Origin of the sequence: Paenibacillus sp. 32352, from assembly GCF_002042965.1 — a bacterium.
GTDB lineage: Bacteria > Bacillota > Bacilli > Paenibacillales > NBRC-103111 > Paenibacillus_S > Paenibacillus_S vulneris.
The window spans coordinates 667,383-686,365 of sequence record NZ_MZNT01000002.1; the positions used below are offsets into that span (position 1 = coordinate 667,383).

Annotated in this window: 15 protein-coding genes; 10 read left to right on the forward strand and 5 right to left on the reverse strand. The window is 48.6% G+C overall.

The genetic code is table 11. The features are described 5' to 3' along the window. Positions 1–44 precede the first annotated feature (44 nt). Positions 45–308: a DUF2164 domain-containing protein gene (locus B1728_RS07215; RefSeq protein ID WP_079909497.1), complete on the reverse strand. Its 264-nt coding sequence runs from the start codon at positions 306–308 to the stop codon at positions 45–47. Positions 309–433: 125 nt separating this feature from the next. Here B1728_RS07215 and B1728_RS07220 point away from each other — a divergent pair, with 125 nt between their 5' ends. The 3 genes from B1728_RS07220 to B1728_RS07230 are packed head-to-tail and all read left to right on the forward strand — an operon-like array spanning position 434 to position 2,258. Then, on the forward strand, positions 434–898 hold the full coding sequence (locus tag B1728_RS07220) for a hypothetical protein (RefSeq protein ID WP_144027787.1): 465 nt from the start codon (positions 434–436) through the stop codon (positions 896–898). A 43-nt stretch (positions 899–941) separates the two neighbouring features. After that, entirely contained in the window at positions 942–1,541 is a 600-nt protein-coding gene (locus B1728_RS07225; protein ID WP_079909499.1) for a GNAT family N-acetyltransferase, read from the forward strand. 48 nt (positions 1,542–1,589) lie between these two features. After that, on the forward strand, positions 1,590–2,258 hold the full coding sequence (locus B1728_RS07230) for a DUF3221 domain-containing protein (protein ID WP_079909500.1): 669 nt from the start codon (positions 1,590–1,592) through the stop codon (positions 2,256–2,258). Positions 2,259–2,355: 97 nt separating this feature from the next. Here B1728_RS07230 and B1728_RS07235 read toward each other — a convergent pair whose 3' ends face one another. Beyond that, positions 2,356–3,576, reverse strand: a complete 1,221-nt coding sequence (locus B1728_RS07235) for an MFS transporter (RefSeq protein WP_079909501.1) — start codon at positions 3,574–3,576, stop codon at positions 2,356–2,358. A gap of 373 nt (positions 3,577–3,949) precedes the next feature. Between B1728_RS07235 and B1728_RS07240 the strand changes: the two genes are divergently transcribed. After that, entirely contained in the window at positions 3,950–4,570 is a 621-nt protein-coding gene (locus B1728_RS07240; RefSeq protein WP_179135928.1) for a class D sortase, read from the forward strand. Between the two features lie 14 nt (positions 4,571–4,584). After that, a complete protein-coding gene (locus B1728_RS07245) occupies positions 4,585–10,161 on the forward strand; it encodes an SdrD B-like domain-containing protein (protein ID WP_079909503.1) in 5,577 nt (1,858 codons plus the stop codon). 95 nt (positions 10,162–10,256) lie between these two features. On the opposite strand, the gene B1728_RS07250 is transcribed toward B1728_RS07245, so the two are convergent. After that, entirely contained in the window at positions 10,257–11,813 is a 1,557-nt protein-coding gene (locus B1728_RS07250) for an ABC-F family ATP-binding cassette domain-containing protein (RefSeq protein ID WP_079909504.1), read from the reverse strand. Between the two features lie 235 nt (positions 11,814–12,048). On the opposite strand from B1728_RS07250, the gene B1728_RS36215 reads away from it, so the two are divergent. Further along, positions 12,049–12,192 (forward strand): hypothetical protein, encoded by a 144-nt coding sequence (locus B1728_RS36215; protein ID WP_179135929.1) that lies wholly within the window; start codon positions 12,049–12,051, stop codon positions 12,190–12,192. Positions 12,193–12,388: 196 nt separating this feature from the next. Beyond that, the gene (locus tag B1728_RS07255) at positions 12,389–13,777 is read left to right on the forward strand and encodes a protoporphyrinogen oxidase (protein WP_079909505.1); all 1,389 of its coding nucleotides are present in this window, start codon (positions 12,389–12,391) and stop codon (positions 13,775–13,777) included. Between the two features lie 133 nt (positions 13,778–13,910). Here B1728_RS07255 and B1728_RS07260 read toward each other — a convergent pair whose 3' ends face one another. Next, entirely contained in the window at positions 13,911–14,651 is a 741-nt protein-coding gene (locus B1728_RS07260) for an SDR family NAD(P)-dependent oxidoreductase (protein WP_079909506.1), read from the reverse strand. A gap of 120 nt (positions 14,652–14,771) precedes the next feature. Here B1728_RS07260 and B1728_RS07265 point away from each other — a divergent pair, with 120 nt between their 5' ends. From B1728_RS07265 to B1728_RS07275, 3 genes are all read left to right on the forward strand, one after another. Beyond that, positions 14,772–15,653 (forward strand): LysR family transcriptional regulator, encoded by an 882-nt coding sequence (locus B1728_RS07265; protein WP_079909507.1) that lies wholly within the window; start codon positions 14,772–14,774, stop codon positions 15,651–15,653. Positions 15,654–15,735: 82 nt separating this feature from the next. Beyond that, positions 15,736–16,524, forward strand: coding sequence for a helix-turn-helix transcriptional regulator (locus B1728_RS07270; protein ID WP_079909508.1), 789 nt, complete (start codon positions 15,736–15,738; stop codon positions 16,522–16,524). Positions 16,525–16,606: 82 nt separating this feature from the next. Continuing rightward, positions 16,607–17,116, forward strand: a complete 510-nt coding sequence (locus B1728_RS07275) for a GNAT family N-acetyltransferase (protein WP_079909509.1) — start codon at positions 16,607–16,609, stop codon at positions 17,114–17,116. A gap of 220 nt (positions 17,117–17,336) precedes the next feature. Here B1728_RS07275 and B1728_RS07280 read toward each other — a convergent pair whose 3' ends face one another. Beyond that, entirely contained in the window at positions 17,337–18,836 is a 1,500-nt protein-coding gene (locus B1728_RS07280; RefSeq protein ID WP_079909510.1) for an NAD(P)/FAD-dependent oxidoreductase, read from the reverse strand. Between the last annotated feature and the right edge of the window lie 147 nt (positions 18,837–18,983).

The following is an 18,983-nucleotide window of genomic DNA, read 5'->3' on the forward strand; positions in this document are numbered from 1 at the left end:
TGTGAGTGAATCATCTTCAAAGCCAAGGCTCGTATTTTTGCCCGTTATTGGGACCTCCTGGTTAATGGAAGAGGCTGCTCCAAGGCGTAGATTTCATCTTCCATGGCGGTCATTTGCTGTAAAACGACCTTACGCGCATCAGACAGAGCCTGATTGTAAATATAAGGAGTAAGCTCCTTCATGATAAATTCGAGGAAGCCTTCGCCCGCCAATTGTCCCATTTCTATAGAAAATTCCTGATCGACATAGTCCTGCAGACTAGCTATAATCTGTTGCTTGTGTTCTTTAGGCAGCTTGATAGGGTGCATAATGGAATCCTCCAATAAGGTTGTTGTTCAAGAATAAGTTCATTCTTCCACTATAACGTAAAACATTACATAATGAAAAATAAATCAATCCCTAGAAGGAAAATCGAATATTGGGTAGGGTGATCATGAAAGGAAAAAAAATAATAACGATTCTCGCACTGGGCTTGGGAGTTGTCGCATGTTATCATAGTATGGATGCATTAATCCTCATAGACGATACAGAGAATTCTTATGGAATCTATGATTTTTTTAAACTAAGTACGGATGCAGAGCTGAAGGTCCAAGGAACGGGCAGGCAATTTGTGGATGGAGAATTGGTGTCTACAAAAGTCAAGGTGTTAGAAATCATGAACAAAGAAGAGGATCTGAATATTAGCGTTGGAGACGAAATGGTTGTCCATGAATATTTTAAAATTATTAAGAACTCAGAGATTTACGGCATCCCGCTGCCGGGCCGAAGGGTGACCAATATGGGAACCGGCTATAGAAGATTGCAGCAGGATGAGGAGGGAATAATTAGACTTCATTATGACCGGAAACAGCAGCGATTATGGGTTATTAACTCGAGAAGCTACTGGATAAATCAATAAGTGCGTACATACTTTTCTCAGACTGAATATGAGGAGCAGCCTAATGAAACAGGAGCGCAGCAGCAATAGGGACACTGTATTTACGATAGATTGTAAAGATATCCTTTTACGGGAATACCAGCTGGATGACCTGGAGCCGCTTCACGAGCTGACGCATCAGCCGGAGATCGTTCAATATTTGCCAGGATGGAACGTAACGAAAGAACAGCGGCTGCATTGGATGGCGAGCTATGAACTGAAGGAGAATCGACGGTTCCTGCAAGCTGTTGCGGAAGACGGGATTATAGGCGACCTGCGGCTGAGGTTGGGAGTGATCCTTAAGGGAACAGGAGAGTTCATTGGATGGTGCTGTACAGGAACGAAAGAAGAACTTCCTTCCCCCAATCGCGAGATTGTGTATGCCCTGTCCGGAGCGCACCGCAATAAAGGCTATGCGACCCAAGCGGTACAGGGGCTGATTCGTTATTTGTTTGAGAATACGGATGTTGAGCTGCTTAACGCGATCGCCTTACTTGACAATCTTCCTTCCCAAGCTGTCATCCAAAAGTGCGGATTCGATTTGATAAATCAGGTGGAGATTCAAAAGGAACGGTATAACCATTACATTCTCAGGAAGCAGAGCTGCATACCGTCGTCATCGTGAACAAATGGATATTTCTTCCCAGTATAAAAAACATTGGAAGTGAAGCCTTTGAACATTATTCTCGCCGTGTTGCTGTTCTTCATGACCGGATGGGGCATTATGCCAAAAAGCAGCCCGGTGCAGAAGCAAGAATTGCAGCTGGACGGACACACCGCTTACGATCGAAAGCAGTTCCCGGCTTACCCCAAGCAGCCCCCTTATAATAGGCAGGACCTAATTAGGAAGCTGTCCAAGCTGGATGAGGTGTACGACCGATTAGCTTTGGAACCGCTGACTGTCTACTCCAAAGATGACGGAGTGTTTATGAGAGTTAGAAAGCTGTACCAGCCTCGCGAGGAACTGAATCTGGAAGATGAAGAGCAGCTTCGGCAGTCCGTCTACGAAGCTTTGGGACAATCCTTCCCGCTGTATCTGGAAACCTTCGTGTTGCCGGAGCAACCGAATATCGCAGGAGTCATTGCAAAGATAGATCAGCAAACGAAGCGGATCTTGGTAGTAGAATACCTTCCTTTTGACGTGCTAGACCCTATGATGCAGGAAGCGAACTGGCTATCCTTTTCCAAGGATGCGATTGTAAAGTTCGAGAATGAAGAAAGGGCCGTTTCATTTGACGACTTCAGGGAAGGTCAGCGGGTAGAAGTATGGGCCTCAGCGTCTAAAGCGATAAGCTATCCGGCTCTAACAAGAGCCTATGAACTCAATATATTGGACGGTTAGCTAACCGATTGTAAATGCAATGAAAAAAAGGGCCGCAGTTCATCCTTTGGGATGGCCGCGGCTCTATGCTTTGGTTACTTTCTATAAAAACGTGTACTTAGACAGAGGGAGTGTAAGACTCGCTTAGTCTTGTTTTTCTGTCAGCCTGACTGCTGATGATAGCCCCAAGCAGCGCCAGTGCGGCTAGAAGAGCCGCCAGCCATGGCACGTAAGGCAAACCCGCAAGGGTAATGGTAAGTCCCCCCAAATAAGCTCCACCTGCATTCCCCAGATTAAGAGCCGAGTGGCTGGAAGTAGCTGCAAGCAAAGGCGCTTCGCGAGTCAGATTCATAATACGGATTTGAATACCGGGCATGATACCGAAGGCTGCCACACCCCAACAGAATACCGTGATAACCGCTGTATAAGGATTATGCAAGGTAACGGTTAGAAGTGCCAGGATAACGACCAGTATGGCAAAGTTCGTCATAAGTGATGGCATAAGCTTCCAATCAGCCAGCTTGCCTCCAACTATATTTCCGATCGTCACCCCGAATCCGAATAATACCAGGATCCAGGTTACGCTGTGCTCCGCAAACCCCGTTATGGATTCCAGCATCGGTGTAATGTAAGTGAATACTGCAAAGAGACTTGCACAGCCCAGAGCTCCGGTCAGAAGAACTAGAAGCACCTGCGGATTGACCAAGCTGCGAAATTGCTGTTTCAGGTCGGACACTTGCTCCTGCTGGAGCGCTGGAATGAAGCGAATGATGCCGGCTAATGAAATAATGCCTAACAGCGTGATGGCCCCGAAGGATGCACGCCAACCTAACTGCTGACCGATGAATGTCCCGAAGGGAACCCCGATAATATTGGCTATCGTAAGCCCTGCCAGCACGAGGGATACGGCACCTGCGCGTCTGTCGGGAGACACCAGTCGGGTGGCGATAAGCGAGCCCACACCCAGGAAAGTCCCATGCGCGAACGCGGTTAAGACCCGAGCACCTATCAGCAAGGAATAGACGGGCGCAATCATGGAAAGCGCGTTCCCTATAATGAAGATGCACATCAACAGTGTGAGCAGCTTCTTCTGCGGAATGCGATGAGTAAACACGGTTAATACAGGAGCACCGACGGCGACGCCAAGCGCGTAGCTGGTAATGAGCTGTCCCGCCTGAGGGATCGTGACATGAAGGTCCTCCGCCACATTGGGCAGCAGCCCCATGATAATAAATTCAGTCATCCCGATAGCAAAGGCTCCCAAAGTAAGACAGAGAAGCGAGAGCGGGAACCGTCCCTTTTTACGAGAGGTTCGTTCTGGGTTGTTGGATGGGTTCATAGCAATGATGTTTCTCCTTATCCGTTAATCTTGACCTTCCGTGACGGTTTTCTTATCTATTTTTTGTCTTTCGAAAGGACAGCAGGCTTCCGTGTAAGTATATCAGGTTTGTCGCAAAGTAGGGGATGATTTTCATAAAAAAATGATTTCGTTCGCTATAGCACACAGTCATATTAGGGGACGGACGGCCGTATTCTGGAAAGAAGGCACATCAACAGGAGCTCAAACCGGTTTCCTATGGAGTTTGGGTGAGAAAGGAGGGAAGGCTCCCGCAACATCTGCATGGTTAAGGTGTAGGAGGTGCTGCCCCATTCGTCTGAATAAGCTGCGGAACGCCGCAGTGGTATTGCTTTGCGTCAGTGGAGTCGCATATATGCTGTATCCGTTAATGAACCGCTATGTACAGGATAGACAGAAAGTATCCATGCTGGAGCAATGGAGCTCGGTTCGCGATCAAACCTTGGTGCCTTTAGCTGCTGCGGTGCCGCTTCAGCCGACCCTCATGTTCAATCAAGGAGCGTCGGAAGAAGCGGGGGAAGAAATACCGGAGCAGGCGGATGAAACCGTCAATATCGACGGATATGCCGTTAGAGGGATCATGATGATCGACAAGCTGGAGCTTAAGGAGCCGATAGTTGAAGGGGCCGATCCGGAAGCTTTGAAAACAGGTATCGGGATTGTTGAACCGGATCGATATCCGGGAGGGACAGGTAATTTTGTGGTTGCAGGGCATCGCAGCTGGACCTACGGCAAACAGTTCAGCAGGCTGAATGAGCTGGAGTCCGGAGACCGTATTGTGGTCGAAACGACTAAGCATGTCTATTCGTATACCGTTACCTCCAAATTCCTTGTTCAACCGGATGACCTGTCGGTATTGGAGCAAAAAAAGGACAAGGCCGAGATGACTCTAATCACGTGTGAGCCCAAATACAACCCGACGCACCGGCTTATTGTCAAGGCGGTATTAGAAGGGGATCCACGGAGTATTGAGTGAGGAGAAATGTAGTAATGAAAAGATTTATAAGAGGGCAAGCCTTGGTATGGGCACTTCTTATGATAGTCAACCTCATTCTGGTGCCTATGACGGCAATGGCTGCCGACGATGATCCCGGGAACGGCATACAAATCGCAATGAGAAGCACGGAGTCGGAAGCTCCTTCAGGAAAAAAATTCACCTTGGAACTGGACTACAGCTTATCCAGCACCACAGAGCAGTATACGAATGCTCAGATCGCCGTTCCTCTTCCAAAGGCGCTTACCTTTGACTCTGCAGTCAATGCTGCGGATACGACCTACTCTTATGATGCAGCGAGCCACACAGTGACCTTTAAATTTAACAGCGCCGTGAAAGCAGGTACGACGGGTACGCTGCAAATGAACGTGTATTTTCCAAATTATGTGACCCCCAACGGAACTATCGCCAATGTGCAAGCGCAGTTCGACAGCAATCTAGGCAGCAAGAAATCCAACATCGTTCAAGTCACAGCCAAAGCGTCCGCTGATTGGGAATTCAAGAAAGAACGAACAAGACCGATCCCCAGTTTAAGCCCTAAAGCCGGAAGCGAAGTGGAGTACAAAATAACGTTCTACGATAAGAATCCCTCTACGTATGGCAGACTCGAGCTCCGCAATGTTGTGATTCAAGACACGCTGCCTGCAGGGGCACAATATGTATCATCCCAGCCTGCTGCCGTCGTTGCCGGAAATACCGTAACCTGGAACCAGGGAACCTTCGGAGAAGGCATTACTTACAAGGAATATATAGTAAAAGTGAAATATCCAGATACGATAAGCGGAGACATCACGAATATAGCGGAGGTATCGTTTAACCCGTTAAATCAGGATAAGGTGACTTTGAAGGCGGAGCGAAAAGACACTTTTACGAACGAATCGGGCTACGGGAGCTCCGGCTTTTTCAAAATGATTAACGACCGTCAAAAGGAAGCATCTCCCGGACAAAGCGTCAGCTTTAACATTGTGAATATGTACAATACGGCTAATGTGAGCTTGAAAGATTATGTGTTCACCGACATGACGCCGGAAGGATTAATCTTGCAGCAAATCACGACCCCAAGGTTCAATGGAATTTCTACGTATTCAGTGGAGTATACGCTTGCCGATAATGCCAATGGTCCCTGGAGCACGTGGGGAACCGTTCGCGCAGACCAGAGCGTCACATTGACCACTAGCGATCCGCCTATTGCCGGTGCGGTTGTGAAGGGCGTGCGGTTTAATTTCGGGGAAGTCCCGGTGGATTTTTACCAGACTGGCAGCTTTGAAATTCGCTATCAGGTTAACCCTGGCTATCTGGCTCCAACGGAACCAAGCGATAGCAAGAGGATAACCAACATCGCCAGCTTGAAATACAGCTTTGAAGGGAGCTTGAAGGAAGAGCAGCGCAGCGCTTTTCTCTATGTCGTACAGGGCCGTCCGCTCATAGAAGTGACGAAGAAGGTCATGAACGGTGCAAGCTTCTCGCCCGGCGATACGGTAAAATACCGGGTTTCCGTTAGAAATACCGAATTCAGCAGCAGCGATCTCAATCATCCGATCATTGAGGATTTGCTTCCCTCTCAGTTGGAATATGTGCCAGGCAGTACCGTACTGATAAATGACAGCGGGCTGGGGATTGCTTCACCGCAATTGGAACAATCCGTCGATTCTGCTACCGGACGAACGCTGCTTAAATGGTCTTGGAAAGAAGACACACCGGCCGTTCTGGGGTATGACAAGAAGATTGAGCTTGAATTTGATGTCAGGATCAAAGCAGGAACAAATGCCGGCTATATTGACAATGAGGTGGATGTCAGCTCCGATCATCATGCCTACTTGAACCATATCGACTTTGCCAAAAAGAAAAAAGTGAATGGCAAATGGTATGTTTACAATAACGGAGCCTTTTATGTCAATTCTGTTGTGAAGCTTGAATCGATTAAATGGGTTCAGGGTGATCTGGATGGTAATAACTGGACCAAATATCCGGACAAAGGACTCACGACGCCGGGCGGCAAAGTCGAGTATAAGCTCCAGATAACCAATGTAGGCAATATCCCCGTACGAAGCTTGCTCATCATCGACTCCTTACCGAGGGTTGGGGACACGGGCGTTGTAGACACCTCGCCTCGAGACAGCAAATGGAGCCCTGTACTGACGAGCGAAGTGAGCGGTAACAGCTATACTAAAGTTTCTTATACGACGGATACGTCTATCTCGATGGCCGGCGGACACTGGTCAACGGAGCCTCCTGCTGATTTGACGAAGGTGACGGGGATCAAGTTCGAACTCTCGGACGATCATGTCATTACCCCCGGGGCGCAAGAGGAACTGAAATGGACCATGCGCGCGCCAGTCCATGCGCCGACGAACGATCAGGCTGCCTGGAGCTCCTTCGGATTCACGGCCAAACGCGGCGATAACGGGAAGACGCTTCTGGCCTCCGAGCCTCTCAAGGTGGGTGTGGTCGTCAAGGAGGATGCCAAGGGAGAAATCGGGGATTATGTATGGCTCGATTCGAACGAAGACGGCATTCAGAATGAGCCCAAGGAGCAGGGTGTTAACGGGGTACAAGTCGAGCTGTATGATGCATTCGGAAAGCTGGTTCAGCAGACGATTACGAGCAATGACCATAACGGAAGCCCCGGATATTACCTGTTTACCAATCTGGATTCTGGTAATTATACCGTCAAATTCAACCTTCCGAATGGGTATAGCGGATGGGTTAAACCGAATGCCGGAAATAACGAAGCGACGGATTCCGATCCCAACAGTGACGGATGGACGCGCGTGATTCGGCTAGCCGCTGGGGAGAAGAACCACTCGATCGATGCCGGGCTGCTGCCGCCCAAAGGCAGGATAGGTGACAAGGTTTGGATTGACGCTAACGGCGACGGCCTGCAGGATAACGGTGAAGCCGGAATCGATGGGGTACCCGTCCATTTGTATGACAAAAATGGGTATCTTCTTGATACCACCGTAACTGCCAGAAATGGACTGTACGAGTTTAACCATCTGACCTCCGGGGACTACAGGGTTGAATTTGTCCTGCCAAAGGGCCTTGCGTTTACAAAGAAAGGGGACGGTACGAAAAGGGATATCGATTCAGATGCGGATGCATCTGGAAGATCGGATCTTATTTCGTTAGGGCCGGATGAAGTTAATCTTACCGTGGATGCCGGTCTGCTTGAACCTAATTCCAGCATAGGCAACAGGGTCTGGCTGGATGTTAACAAGAATGGGCTGCAGGATGCCGGCGAGCCGGGGATCAATGGAGCGGCCGTTCAGCTTCTGAACGAGAGCGGTCAGCTGCTCGCTAAGGCAACAACAGTTAAGGATGCCGTGTATGGAGATGGCTACTACCAGTTTGAACAGCTATGGGCAGGCAATTACATCGTCCAGTTTGCTCTTCCGGATAGCTCATACGAGTTTACGGTACAAGGCACTGACCCGAAATCCGATACGGATTCCAATGCGAATCCGGGCAACGACGGTAAAACCTCTTTGATTCCTTTAGGCTACGGTGAATCGAATCCTACGATTGATGCCGGACTCGTCAAAGTGGCTCAACCGCCAGCCAGAGGTAGTATTGGGGATACGGTTTGGTTAGATGCCAACGGTGACGGTATTCAGAATGACGGGAATACGGGAGTCAACGGCGTCGTCGTCAAGCTGTTCGACAATACGGGGATCCTTCAGGCCTCTACAGTGACTGCATCCGTATATGATTCCGTCTATCGTTCCGTTTATGCCGCTTCCGGCTATTATCGCTTCGATAATCTGCTTTCCGGTACCTATGCGGTCAAGTTCGAGCTTCCGGAAGGATATGCGTTCACGACTAAAGGAGCCGGGAACGATAAGGCTGTCGATTCGGATGCAAGTCCAGATGGAATGACAGATTGGATTGCGTTAGCGCCGGGACAGATCAATTTGACGGTGGATGCCGGATTAAGGAGAGATACGAATCCTCCGGCTGCAGGCTCTATCGGCGATTATGTATGGATCGACGAAAATGAGGATGGCATCCAGAACGACAAAGAGGTTGGGCTTAGCGGAGTTACGGTGAAGCTCTATAACAACAGGGATGAGCTGCTGGGAACCACAGTGACAGGCGCCGTGTACGGAAAAACAGGGTATTATCTCTTTGATGATCTGCCATCGGGAAGCTATAAGGTCAAATTTGATCCTCCTGCCGGCTACGATTTTACCCATAAAGGAGCAGGAGACAACCAGGCTGCCGATTCCGATGCCGGACCAGATGGTTACACCGACTTGTTCCATTTGGCGCAGGGCGAGCACATTAGAACGATTGACGCTGGATTGAAGAAGCAAGCCGTCACTCCTCCTCAGTCAGGTAAAATAGGCGATTGGGTATGGATCGATACGAATGGTAACGGAATTCAGGATGAAGGAGAAGCAGGTATTAACGGTCTATTTGTGCACCTGTACGATGAATCTGGGCGTCTTCAATCTACCACCGTTACCGGATCCGTATATGGCCACAACGGGACTTATCTCTTCGACCATCTCCAGGCAGGAAGATATTACGTGAAGTTTGATCTACCATCGGGCTACGAGTTTGCGCCAAAAGCCAAAGGGTCCGATAAAGCTCACGATTCCGATGCGAAGGAAGACGGAACGACGGATGTATTTGCTCTGGCAGATGCCGAAACCAATCTGACGATCGATGCGGGCTTGATTCCAGTCGATGATGGGGGAGGACCGGGTCCAGGTACAGGGGATCCAGTTTCAGCTATCGGCGACTATGTCTGGATCGATGCGAATGGGGATGGAATTCAGAACAATGAAGAGCCGGGAATGAATGGCGTTATCGTAAGGCTCTTCTCGGAAAGCGGAGTCCAGCTTACTTCTACTGTGACAGGAAATGTCTACGACAAACCAGGGCAGTATGTCTTCGAGCATCTCCAGCCGGGAAGGTATTACGTGAAGTTCGATCAGCCCGCAGGCTTTGAATTCACGCTGAAAGGGAAAGGGACGGACAGCGCGAAAGACTCCGACGCTAAGACGGATGGTTCAACGGAGATCATCGTTCTGGCAGCAGGGGAAAGAAATCTGACGATCGATGCAGGATTGCGTCCGAGGTCAAGCGGTCCGGGACCATCCGGTCCGGGGGATTCTGATGGAGGTTCAGACGGAGGTTCAGATGGTGGCTCACCCGGCGGACCTCAACCAGGCGGCGGAGGCAGCCAGCCAGGCGGCAGTGGAGGTACTGGCGGTCAGCCAAACGGCGGTCAACCGAACACGAATCCTTCCGGAGGGACTACTCCCGGTAATCAACCTGGCAGCACACCGGGAGGCAGTCAGCCGGGGAATCCGAAGCCGGAAGGAAACGAGCCGGGGAACAATGGACCTGGCACACCATCACCGGGCGGGCAGCCTTCGGAGGCCGATCATCAGCCGGGGGATCAAGAACCGGGCGTTACTCCATCCGGTAAGCCGAATCCCGATAAGTCAGGCGGCCGTACCCTTCCGTTGACCGGAGAGTCGCTTCCTTGGACTCCGTTCATTGGCCTCATCTTATGTATTGCAGCCGCTATACTTTACTTCAGAGGGAAAAGAGCAAGCCGATAAGAGAAACATCAGAAAGCCGCGCTCAGCGCGGCTTTTTCAATTCCATCAAAAAAAGCCTGCCTACCCTCAAAAGGATAGACAGGCCATAGGGATGACTAGAATACTTTCGTCGTCCAGGACTCGCAATTCCAAATATCCGTTACGACATCGCGGTAAAATTCAGGCTCGTGGGAGATGAGCAGGATGCTTCCCTTATAAGCTTTCAACGCGCGCTTCAGCTCGTCCTTCGCATCGACATCCAGATGGTTGGTCGGCTCGTCGAGCACGAGCAGGTTGGTCTCGCGGTTAATAAGCTTGCAAAGACGGACCTTGGCTTTCTCTCCGCCGCTCAGTACTGTAATTTTACTTTCAATATGCTTGGTAGTTAAGCCGCACTTAGCCAACGCGGCACGTACTTCGAATTGAGTGAAGGAAGGGAATTCATTCCATATTTCTTCAATACAAGTATTGTAGTTCGCTTCCTTGGATTCCTGCTCGAAATAACCGATGTGCAGGAGATCGCCCAGATTGACGGAACCGGATACGGGCTTGATCTCGCCAAGAATACTCCGCATCAGAGTCGTCTTACCGATCCCGTTAGCGCCTACGAGAGCGATCTTCTGGCCGCGTTCCATGCGAAGCGTAAGCGGCCGGGATAGTGGAGAGTCATAACCGATGACCAGATCCTCGGTCTCGAAGATCACCTTGCCGGACGTTCTCGATTCCTTGAAGTTGAACTGCGGCTTCGGCTTTTCTTTGGCCAGCTCGATAACCTCCATCTTATCCAGCTTCTTTTGTCTGGACATGGCCATGTTTCTCGTTGCAACGCTTGCTTTGTTACGCGCAACAAAGTCCTTCAAATCGGCAATTTCCTGCTGCTGACGCTTATAGGCGGACTCCAGCTGCTGCTTTTTCATTTCATGCACTTGTAAGAAATGATCGTAATCGCCGACATAGCGGTTGAGCTCCTGATTCTCCATATGATAGATCAGGTTAATAACGCTGTTCAGGAACGGAATGTCATGGGAGATAAGAATGAAGGCATTCTCGTACTCCTGGAGATAACGCTTCAACCAATCGATATGCTGCTCATCGAGATAGTTGGTAGGCTCGTCCAGCAGGAGAATGTCCGGCTTCTCCAGCAGCAGCTTGGCAAGCAGTACTTTGGTGCGCTGTCCGCCGCTGAGATCATTGACATCCTTATCGAGACCGATATCGGTAAGTCCGAGTCCTCTGGCCGTTTCCTCCACCTTGGCATCGATCATGTAAAAATCCTGATTCGTCAGCATATCTTGAATCGTTCCTACATCCTCAAGAAGGCGCTCCAGCTCTTCCGGAGAGACCTCGCCCATTTTGGCGTACATATCGTTCATTTCCTGTTCCATATCGAACAAGTATTGGAAGGCACCCTTGAGGACATCGCGAATCGTCATCCCTTTATTCAGAACGGCATGCTGATCGAGATACCCGACACGCATCCGTTTGGACCATTCGATTTTGCCGTCGTCCGGTTGGAGCTTTCCGGTAATAATGTTCATGAAAGTAGATTTACCTTCGCCGTTGGCACCGATCAGTCCGATGTGCTCCCCCTTGAGCAGACGGAAGGAAACGTCGTTGAAAATAGCGCGATCCCCGAAGCCATGACTTAATCTTTCAACATTTAATATACTCATGTATGACACCTTTTCTATATAAACTTGATTTCTCGTCTATTATATACGGTATGCAGCTTAGAACTCAATGCGGAAGCATAAAAACATGCCTAACAATCAAATCCAATCGTTTGAAATAGCGGCTTCCTGTATGGTTCAACTTAACCTGCGGCTGTGATTTTCATCACTTACTTTCCTGTAATTCCTCCTTATAATCATAACTGTCGAAACAATATACAGAGTGGGGGATGGACGTATGGAAACGGCTAAAACGAGCTCGCAGAAACAATTTGACGGACTAGGATTTGTCATTGTGATCTTTAGTCTAGTCATTCTTTGCCCGCTGGCGTACTTTATCATCAATTATTTGATGGGGAATGAGCATCCTTTTTACGGATAAATCAAGAGCTGAATAGAGAAGACATAGGACTGCTGATCCCCGCCGGGTGCGGTCCTTTTGTTTTGTGAGTCCGGTCGTTAGTTTTTGTCGAATAAGCTTCACATCCATAACCTGCCGGGTTTGTCTGCACCTGCCGTCTTTATGTTATACTTTGATCAACCAAATATTTAAAGTTGTTTAGTGAGGGGTAATGACTTTGAAAACAGCCATGGTTATAGGTGGAGGGATTACCGGTTTATCCGCCGCGTACTATTTGAACAAAAAAGTGAAGGCCAACAACCTCGATTTGCGAATCGTTGTGCTGGAAGCGAATGAGAAATTAGGCGGTAAAATTAATACTCATTATGAAAGTGAGTTTATTATGGAAACCGGCGCGGATTCCATTGTGACACGAAAGGACAACGTTGCTCCTTTTATAGAAGAGCTGAATTTGCAGGAGGAAGTCGTATATAACGCTACGGGCATTTCGTTCTTATATATTGACGGAGAATTGAAACGAATTCCGGAGGATACCGTATTCGGCATTCCATTGAGTATAGAGTCTTTGGCCAAAAGCAATTTAATATCGGCAGAAGGCAAAGTTGAAGCGTTAAAGGATTTTTATACGAAGAACGAGACGTTTACCAAGAATGACTCAGTCGGTCTGTTCCTTGAGAGCTTTTTGGGTAAAGAGATTGTTGAGCGGCAAATTTCTCCCGTCCTGTCCGGCGTTTATTCCGGAAGGCTGCAGGATTTGACGATTGCTTCCACACTTCCGTATTTGCTGGATTATAAGAATGAATACGGGAGCATTATCCGAGGGCTTTCGGAGAACAAGCAGAAATTCAAGGGAACGGGTAACAGAAAGTTTTTATCGTTTAAAAATGGAGTTTCCACGCTGGTAGACGCTTTGGAGAACCGGCTCTCCGATGTAGAAGTGCTGAAGGGCACCAAAGCGCAAAAAATTGAAAAGAATCAGGGAAGGTACCGGATTCTTTGCGAGCAGCATGAGGCTATCGAGGCTGATTTTGTTGTTTTGAGCACTCTTCACACCGCATCACAGAAGCTGCTGAACTCCGAGGAGCTCGATCAGGATTTCAATCAATTGAAGAACAACTCCTTGATCAGCGTATACCTAGGCTTCGACATTCCCGATGAGCAGCTTCCGCAGGACGGGACCGGCTTCATTGTAGCGGAGGAAAGCAAGCTTGTCTGTGATGCATGCACTTGGACCAGCAGGAAATGGGAGCACACCTCCAAAAACCGGCATTTGCTAGTAAGACTGTTCTACAAGAGCTTGAAGCCTGTATACTCCAAGCTTCAGCAGCTATCGGAGGAAGAGCTCCTGGAAGTCGCCTTGAAGGACATCAAGAACAGCCTTGGTATTACATCCAAGCCGGTCACGCATGAAGTAACCAAATGGCATGAAACGATGCCGAATTACCATATCAAGCATAACGAGATCGTCAAGTCGCTGGAGAAGCGGATGGAGGCCCATTATCCGAATGTTATTCTGGCAGGCTGCTCGTATTACGGCGTAGGAATTCCCGACTGCATTGCAAACGGGCAAGCTGCGGCGGAGCGGATAGCGGCACAATTATCTTAATGATGGGCGATAGGGCTGGCAGATAGCGAATGGAAGCCAGGCAAAGAGGAGAGGACACCATGCTGGAGTCCTCTTTTTTGTTTTGAAATGATAGAACGAATAATGTGTCGGCTTCCCGCAAGAAACTTAAATATTATAGTGTTTGGCCGCTATCGACGGTAATGAGCTGTCCTGTCATGGCCTCTTGCTCCAGAGTGGAGCAAATGAGCTGGGCAATGTCCTCGGGAACGGCAATTCGCTGCAAAAGGAGGCTCGGTGCCAATCGCTTCATTTGTTCTTCTCTTCCGGACCACCATCTCGTAGTCACCGCGCCCGGAATAATACAATTTACTCTGATGTAAGGCGATAATGCGCGGGCCAGTGATTTCGTAAGGCCATGTACAGCTGCTTTGGACACAGCATAAGGAAGCGAGGAGCCCAATCCGGTGTGCCCCGCGATACTACCCAGGTTGACGATGGCTCCTTGTTTTTTACTTTTCATAAAGGGAGCGGCCGCGCGCGCACAGTAGAACATTCCTTTTACATTCACGGCAAACAGCTCGTCCCACACTTCCTCCGAAGCCGATTCCAGGTCATCCATGGGAATGTGTCTCGTTATGCTGGCATTGTTCACCAGCAGATCTATCTCTCCTAATTGCTGCACTGCTGTGTTTATCATCTCTTTGACTTCAGATTCGCGGGACACATCCGTACAGATAGCGATTGCGTTCCCGCCTTGACTGCGGATTTGCCGAACCGTTTCCTCTGCCTCCGCTTGGGACCGAGAATAGTTCACTACAACGGAGGCTCCTCTCTCTGCGAGGGCTATACTCACTGCCTTGCCAATGCCGGTGCCCCCGCCGGTCACTATTGCCACCTTATGCTTCAGATCCATTCTCCAAAACTCCTTTCCTGTATATTCATTATTGTATAGCTCACTAATATATTTGTATAATTGAATGAATTGAATAGTAAATTCAAAAATATTGAATCGATAGCCGGGAGCAATACGATTATGGATATGAAAGCATTGAAGACGTTTCAAATGATTGTGAAGCTTGGCAGCTTTAACCGTGCGGCGGAGGAATTGAATTATGTTCAGTCTACGGTCACGATGCAAATACAGAAGCTGGAATCTGACCTGGGTGTTCAGCTTATGGAGCGCGGCAAAAAAATCCGCTTGACAGAGGCAGGCAGGCTGCTTTACGAGCAGAGCTTGTCCATCGTTCAGCAGGTTGACAGCTTACAAACGAATATTTCGGATTTGCAGCGGGGGGAAGCGGGTCATGTCCGGTTGGGAGTCACGGAGCCGACAGGGAGCCGCCGGCTGCCGGAGCTGCTCGGGAAGTTCCTGACGCAATACCCCCAGGTTCGCTTATCTGTGGATTTCGCAAATACCCCGGTACTGAGCGATCGACTCCAGCAGGGAGAGCTCGACATCGCGCTGTGCTCCTCCCCGGATATCGGGTCAGGGCTGTATTTTGAACCCTTGTTTAAAGAAGGATTTGTGATGCTGCTGCCTGAGAAGCATCCGCTTGCTTCAAAACAGGTTATCGAACCGGGAGATATCCAAGGTCATCGACTGCTTATTACTTCGGCCACTTGTCCCTATCGCAAAAAACTGCAGATGGTGCTCCAGGAATCGGCGAGTGTTCCGATCGATACGATGGAGATAGGCAGCATGACCGCCTTACCGCATTATGTTAAAAGCGGCGTGGGCATTGCCTTGGTGCCCGGCATTGCTTTGGACCCACTTCCCGCGGGAACTATTGCTAAAGAGGTTGGAGGCAGCCTCATCGACATGACCTTCGGGATCATGACCCGTTCGCCGTATGAAGTCATGACGTCAGCCGGCTTCAGGCTGTACCGATTTTTGAAAGAAGAGCTGAGTGTATAGTCAAGTATTTCCATTCTGCATGAAATATGGTATGATTTACAGGAACAATTGTTCTCTTGTGTAAGAATGGAGGGTTAAAGCAGTGAGTACGGAGCGTTATTCGGAAATCGACGGGGTAGTTTCATATATTCATCAACATTTATATGATCCTCTCCCTTTAAACCATTTAGCGTCATATGCCGGATACAGTCCTTATCATTTCACGCGCATTTTCAAGGAACGGATAGGGCTCTCGCCTTTATATTACGTATCTTCTTTGAGGCTGCAAAAGGCTAAGGACTTGCTGCTGCTTACCAATATGTGCATACGAGATATCGGGTTGGAGATCGGTCAACAAAGTCTAGGGACATTTACTACACGATTTACCGAGAGAGTAGGGGTGTCTCCCTCCGAATTCCGTAATTCCGCTTTGCAAGCCGATGATCATTTAGGCACGTTACATAGGCTTGAGCATTGGACCAGGCAGAGTCAGGCATTGAGTGCTATTTCTACAATAACAGGATCATTTGAAGCGGAGGTTCCCTTTGACGGGGTTGTATTGGTAGGCTTGTTCGCCAAGCCGATTCCCGAAGGAATGCCATTGTACGGTACGTTAGTTAAATTTATGGATTCGTTCTGCTTTCGTAATGTGAAGCCGGGCGTTTATTACCTGATGGCCACTTCGGTGTCTTGGGGGACTCGTGCCATCGATTTTCTGCTTCCGCATTCCACCTTGCGTACCCGGTCGAAGAAGCCCATCATCGTCAGACCTCATACGGTTATCCCGCATCAGCATGTATCGCTTCATCCTGCGCGGCAGGATGATCCTCCGATCTTGATTTCACTGCCGCTGTTAATGAGTAATTTTCTTAGCAAAATTCAACCCCAATAAGGAAGCATATAGATTCATCGCTCAGATTCGATATTGTTGGAATGAATGGCTTGGTGGATCTTGAGGAAAAGGAAGGATTCGGATGAGCAGTCAAATAAAGATTCAAGTCTTATCAACCGTTGAGGGACATGTGGATGAACTATCTAAGCTGCTGGTGGATGTCGTGGATGGGGGCGCATCGATTGGTTTTTTGCCTCCGATGGCATATGAGGAAGCTCAGAAGTATTGGCGGAATGTCACGGAGCCTAACGTGATCTTATTTGTTGCACTATGGGACCGACAGCTTGCCGGAACGGTGCAGCTGCAGCTGTGCCCCAAGCAGAACGGCCTTCATCGAGCCGAAATGGCCAAATTAATGACACATCCCGACTACCGGAACAAGGGGATTGGGAGATTATTAATGCAAACGGCTGAACGCCGTGCTCTCGAGGAGGGAAGAACCTTATTGGTTCTGGATACGAGAGAAGGGGATCCTTCCAATCATCTTTATGCTTCTTTAGGCTATATACAAGCGGGGAGAATTCCGGATTACGCCAAATCGGCCGACGGGAAGCTGGATGCCACCGTGATCTATTATAAGCAGATATCTTGATTTATTTGCAAGCAGCTAGCTTCGCCTAGCCAGTCATAGAGGGCGGTCATGCTGTATGCGCTGTCGAATTGATCAGGGCGCAGCTTCGCAGTACATAATGAGGGCAGCTGTCAGCTGTCAGCAGGTAGCTATGGTCTGCTTTATTGGGGCCCCGCCAACATTCACAAAAAGCAGGCCAAAACTGGATCTAATCTAGACATGGCCTGCTTATTTCTATTATTCATCTATCATACCCGACAAACGCCAAAGAAAAAGAAGGTATTAGCTCATCTAATCTCTCTTGTATTCTTTGCTGATCAACGTCCCCAAGTTCAGTTAATAATTGATTCTCCTCTATAGATCCATCCCCCGTCAATAACATGCTCAGCATACGTGGATTGATGATTTCACGTGGTGAAAGGACTAAAGTGTTCATCATAAAATACTGTAAGAACAGAGAAGGATTATTCTCCTCGTTCGCCAGTTTCACAGCCCGTTTGACGTACAAATCGAAATATTTCTGCGCAAATGACACACCTTTTAATGGCTCAGCCCCGACATGCGTGACACCTTTCCAACGTAAATCCGAAACCGAACTCAGCCACCATGCCGGTTCAATCGCTTCTTGCATGCGCTGCAGAACCTTGCGTTCAAAGTTTGGTTGAGGGCTATGACGCTGTTCACTCAAGCAAATGTCTAACATTTCAGCTTCTATCGCAGCTACGGTCATCCCCTGTCCATGGATCGGGTCAAAGTTACAAAACGCATCACCTGCAACTAGTAATCCAGATGGCCAATCTTCCATTTGTTCAAAGTGTTGACGAACCGATTCGGGTGTACGATAGCCTCGCGGAACGCCGATCGGCTCCAGCTCTTTGACCACTTCCGCTAGCATAGGGCTAGCTAATGCAAGCATATCTTGGTCATACTCTTCCGGGTCTGTTGAAGGATAGTGTGCGCCACCCGCACTAAACAGTAACGTTTGGGCCATGTTATCTTCAATATACCCCAGCATACCCGTACCAATACTTTTAACAGGCTGCGCTTCCGAAATCACACTTCCCCATTTCTCTTTAATGTGCTGAGGTACTCGGTAATAGCGCGTACTATAGCCAAGATGCACTATTAAACGTTCTGGCTCGGGTACAACAAGACCCATGGCTTCAAGCCACTTAATGAGTTTGGAGGAACGTCCGCTTGTATCGACTACCAGATCAGCCGCCACGGTTCGTTCTTGTTTCTGCTCACTTCGTTCTTTGATATGAACACCAGTTACTTGCTTGTGATCGGCTGATGTTTGCAGACTTGTCACTTCTTGTCCAGAAAGAAAATGGATATTCGAAATCTTTTGTACCCGTTGGCGGAATGTCCACTCTAATAATGCTCGACTACTTGATGCATTTTTTTCAGGGGTAGAAGTCTTCACTAACCCATGCAAAGTGAATAAACTCATTTTCTCATTTTGTGTGGGATGAGCCCCTTGAGCTAACAGATCATCGACATAGCCAGGGAAGAAATACTCCATAATCATGCTCCCGCGTGTTAATACACGATGAGGGTGAAAGGCTTGAGGCGTACCTGAACGAGCAGACGGCCCTTGAGGTAATTCATCCCTCTCTACAATCATTACTTCCTGATAATAGTCAGAAAGAACACGGGCTGTCAGTAAGCCAGCGATGCCTCCACCGATAATGATGGCTTTGCCTTCTTTTGTTTGATGAGATTGTAGCTGTTTGTCCATCCTTATGCTCTCCTTTTTCTGAAAATCTATAAATATTTTTTAGACGGCTGTATATTTTATTTACTGTTGATGCCTATATATTAATGTGTATAATTAAGTTTATCAATGAACAATATAGCGGAACTGTCGATTAACAATACAGAGACG

Coding starts and splice junctions, on each gene's coding strand:
- B1728_RS07215 (WP_079909497.1), bottom strand. CDS start 308: ATGCACCCTATCAAGCTGCCTAAAGAACACAAGCAACAGATTATAGCT.
- B1728_RS07275 (WP_079909509.1), top strand. CDS start 16,607: ATGAGCAGTCAAATAAAGATTCAAGTCTTATCAACCGTTGAGGGACAT.
- B1728_RS07225 (WP_079909499.1), top strand. CDS start 942: ATGAAACAGGAGCGCAGCAGCAATAGGGACACTGTATTTACGATAGAT.
- B1728_RS07240 (WP_179135928.1), top strand. CDS start 3,950: ATGCTGTATCCGTTAATGAACCGCTATGTACAGGATAGACAGAAAGTA.
- B1728_RS07245 (WP_079909503.1), top strand. CDS start 4,585: ATGAAAAGATTTATAAGAGGGCAAGCCTTGGTATGGGCACTTCTTATG.
- B1728_RS07220 (WP_144027787.1), top strand. CDS start 434: ATGAAAGGAAAAAAAATAATAACGATTCTCGCACTGGGCTTGGGAGTT.
- B1728_RS07260 (WP_079909506.1), bottom strand. CDS start 14,651: ATGGATCTGAAGCATAAGGTGGCAATAGTGACCGGCGGGGGCACCGGC.
- B1728_RS07280 (WP_079909510.1), bottom strand. CDS start 18,836: ATGGACAAACAGCTACAATCTCATCAAACAAAAGAAGGCAAAGCCATC.
- B1728_RS07265 (WP_079909507.1), top strand. CDS start 14,772: ATGGATATGAAAGCATTGAAGACGTTTCAAATGATTGTGAAGCTTGGC.
- B1728_RS07250 (WP_079909504.1), bottom strand. CDS start 11,813: ATGAGTATATTAAATGTTGAAAGATTAAGTCATGGCTTCGGGGATCGC.
- B1728_RS07235 (WP_079909501.1), bottom strand. CDS start 3,576: ATGAACCCATCCAACAACCCAGAACGAACCTCTCGTAAAAAGGGACGG.
- B1728_RS36215 (WP_179135929.1), top strand. CDS start 12,049: ATGGAAACGGCTAAAACGAGCTCGCAGAAACAATTTGACGGACTAGGA.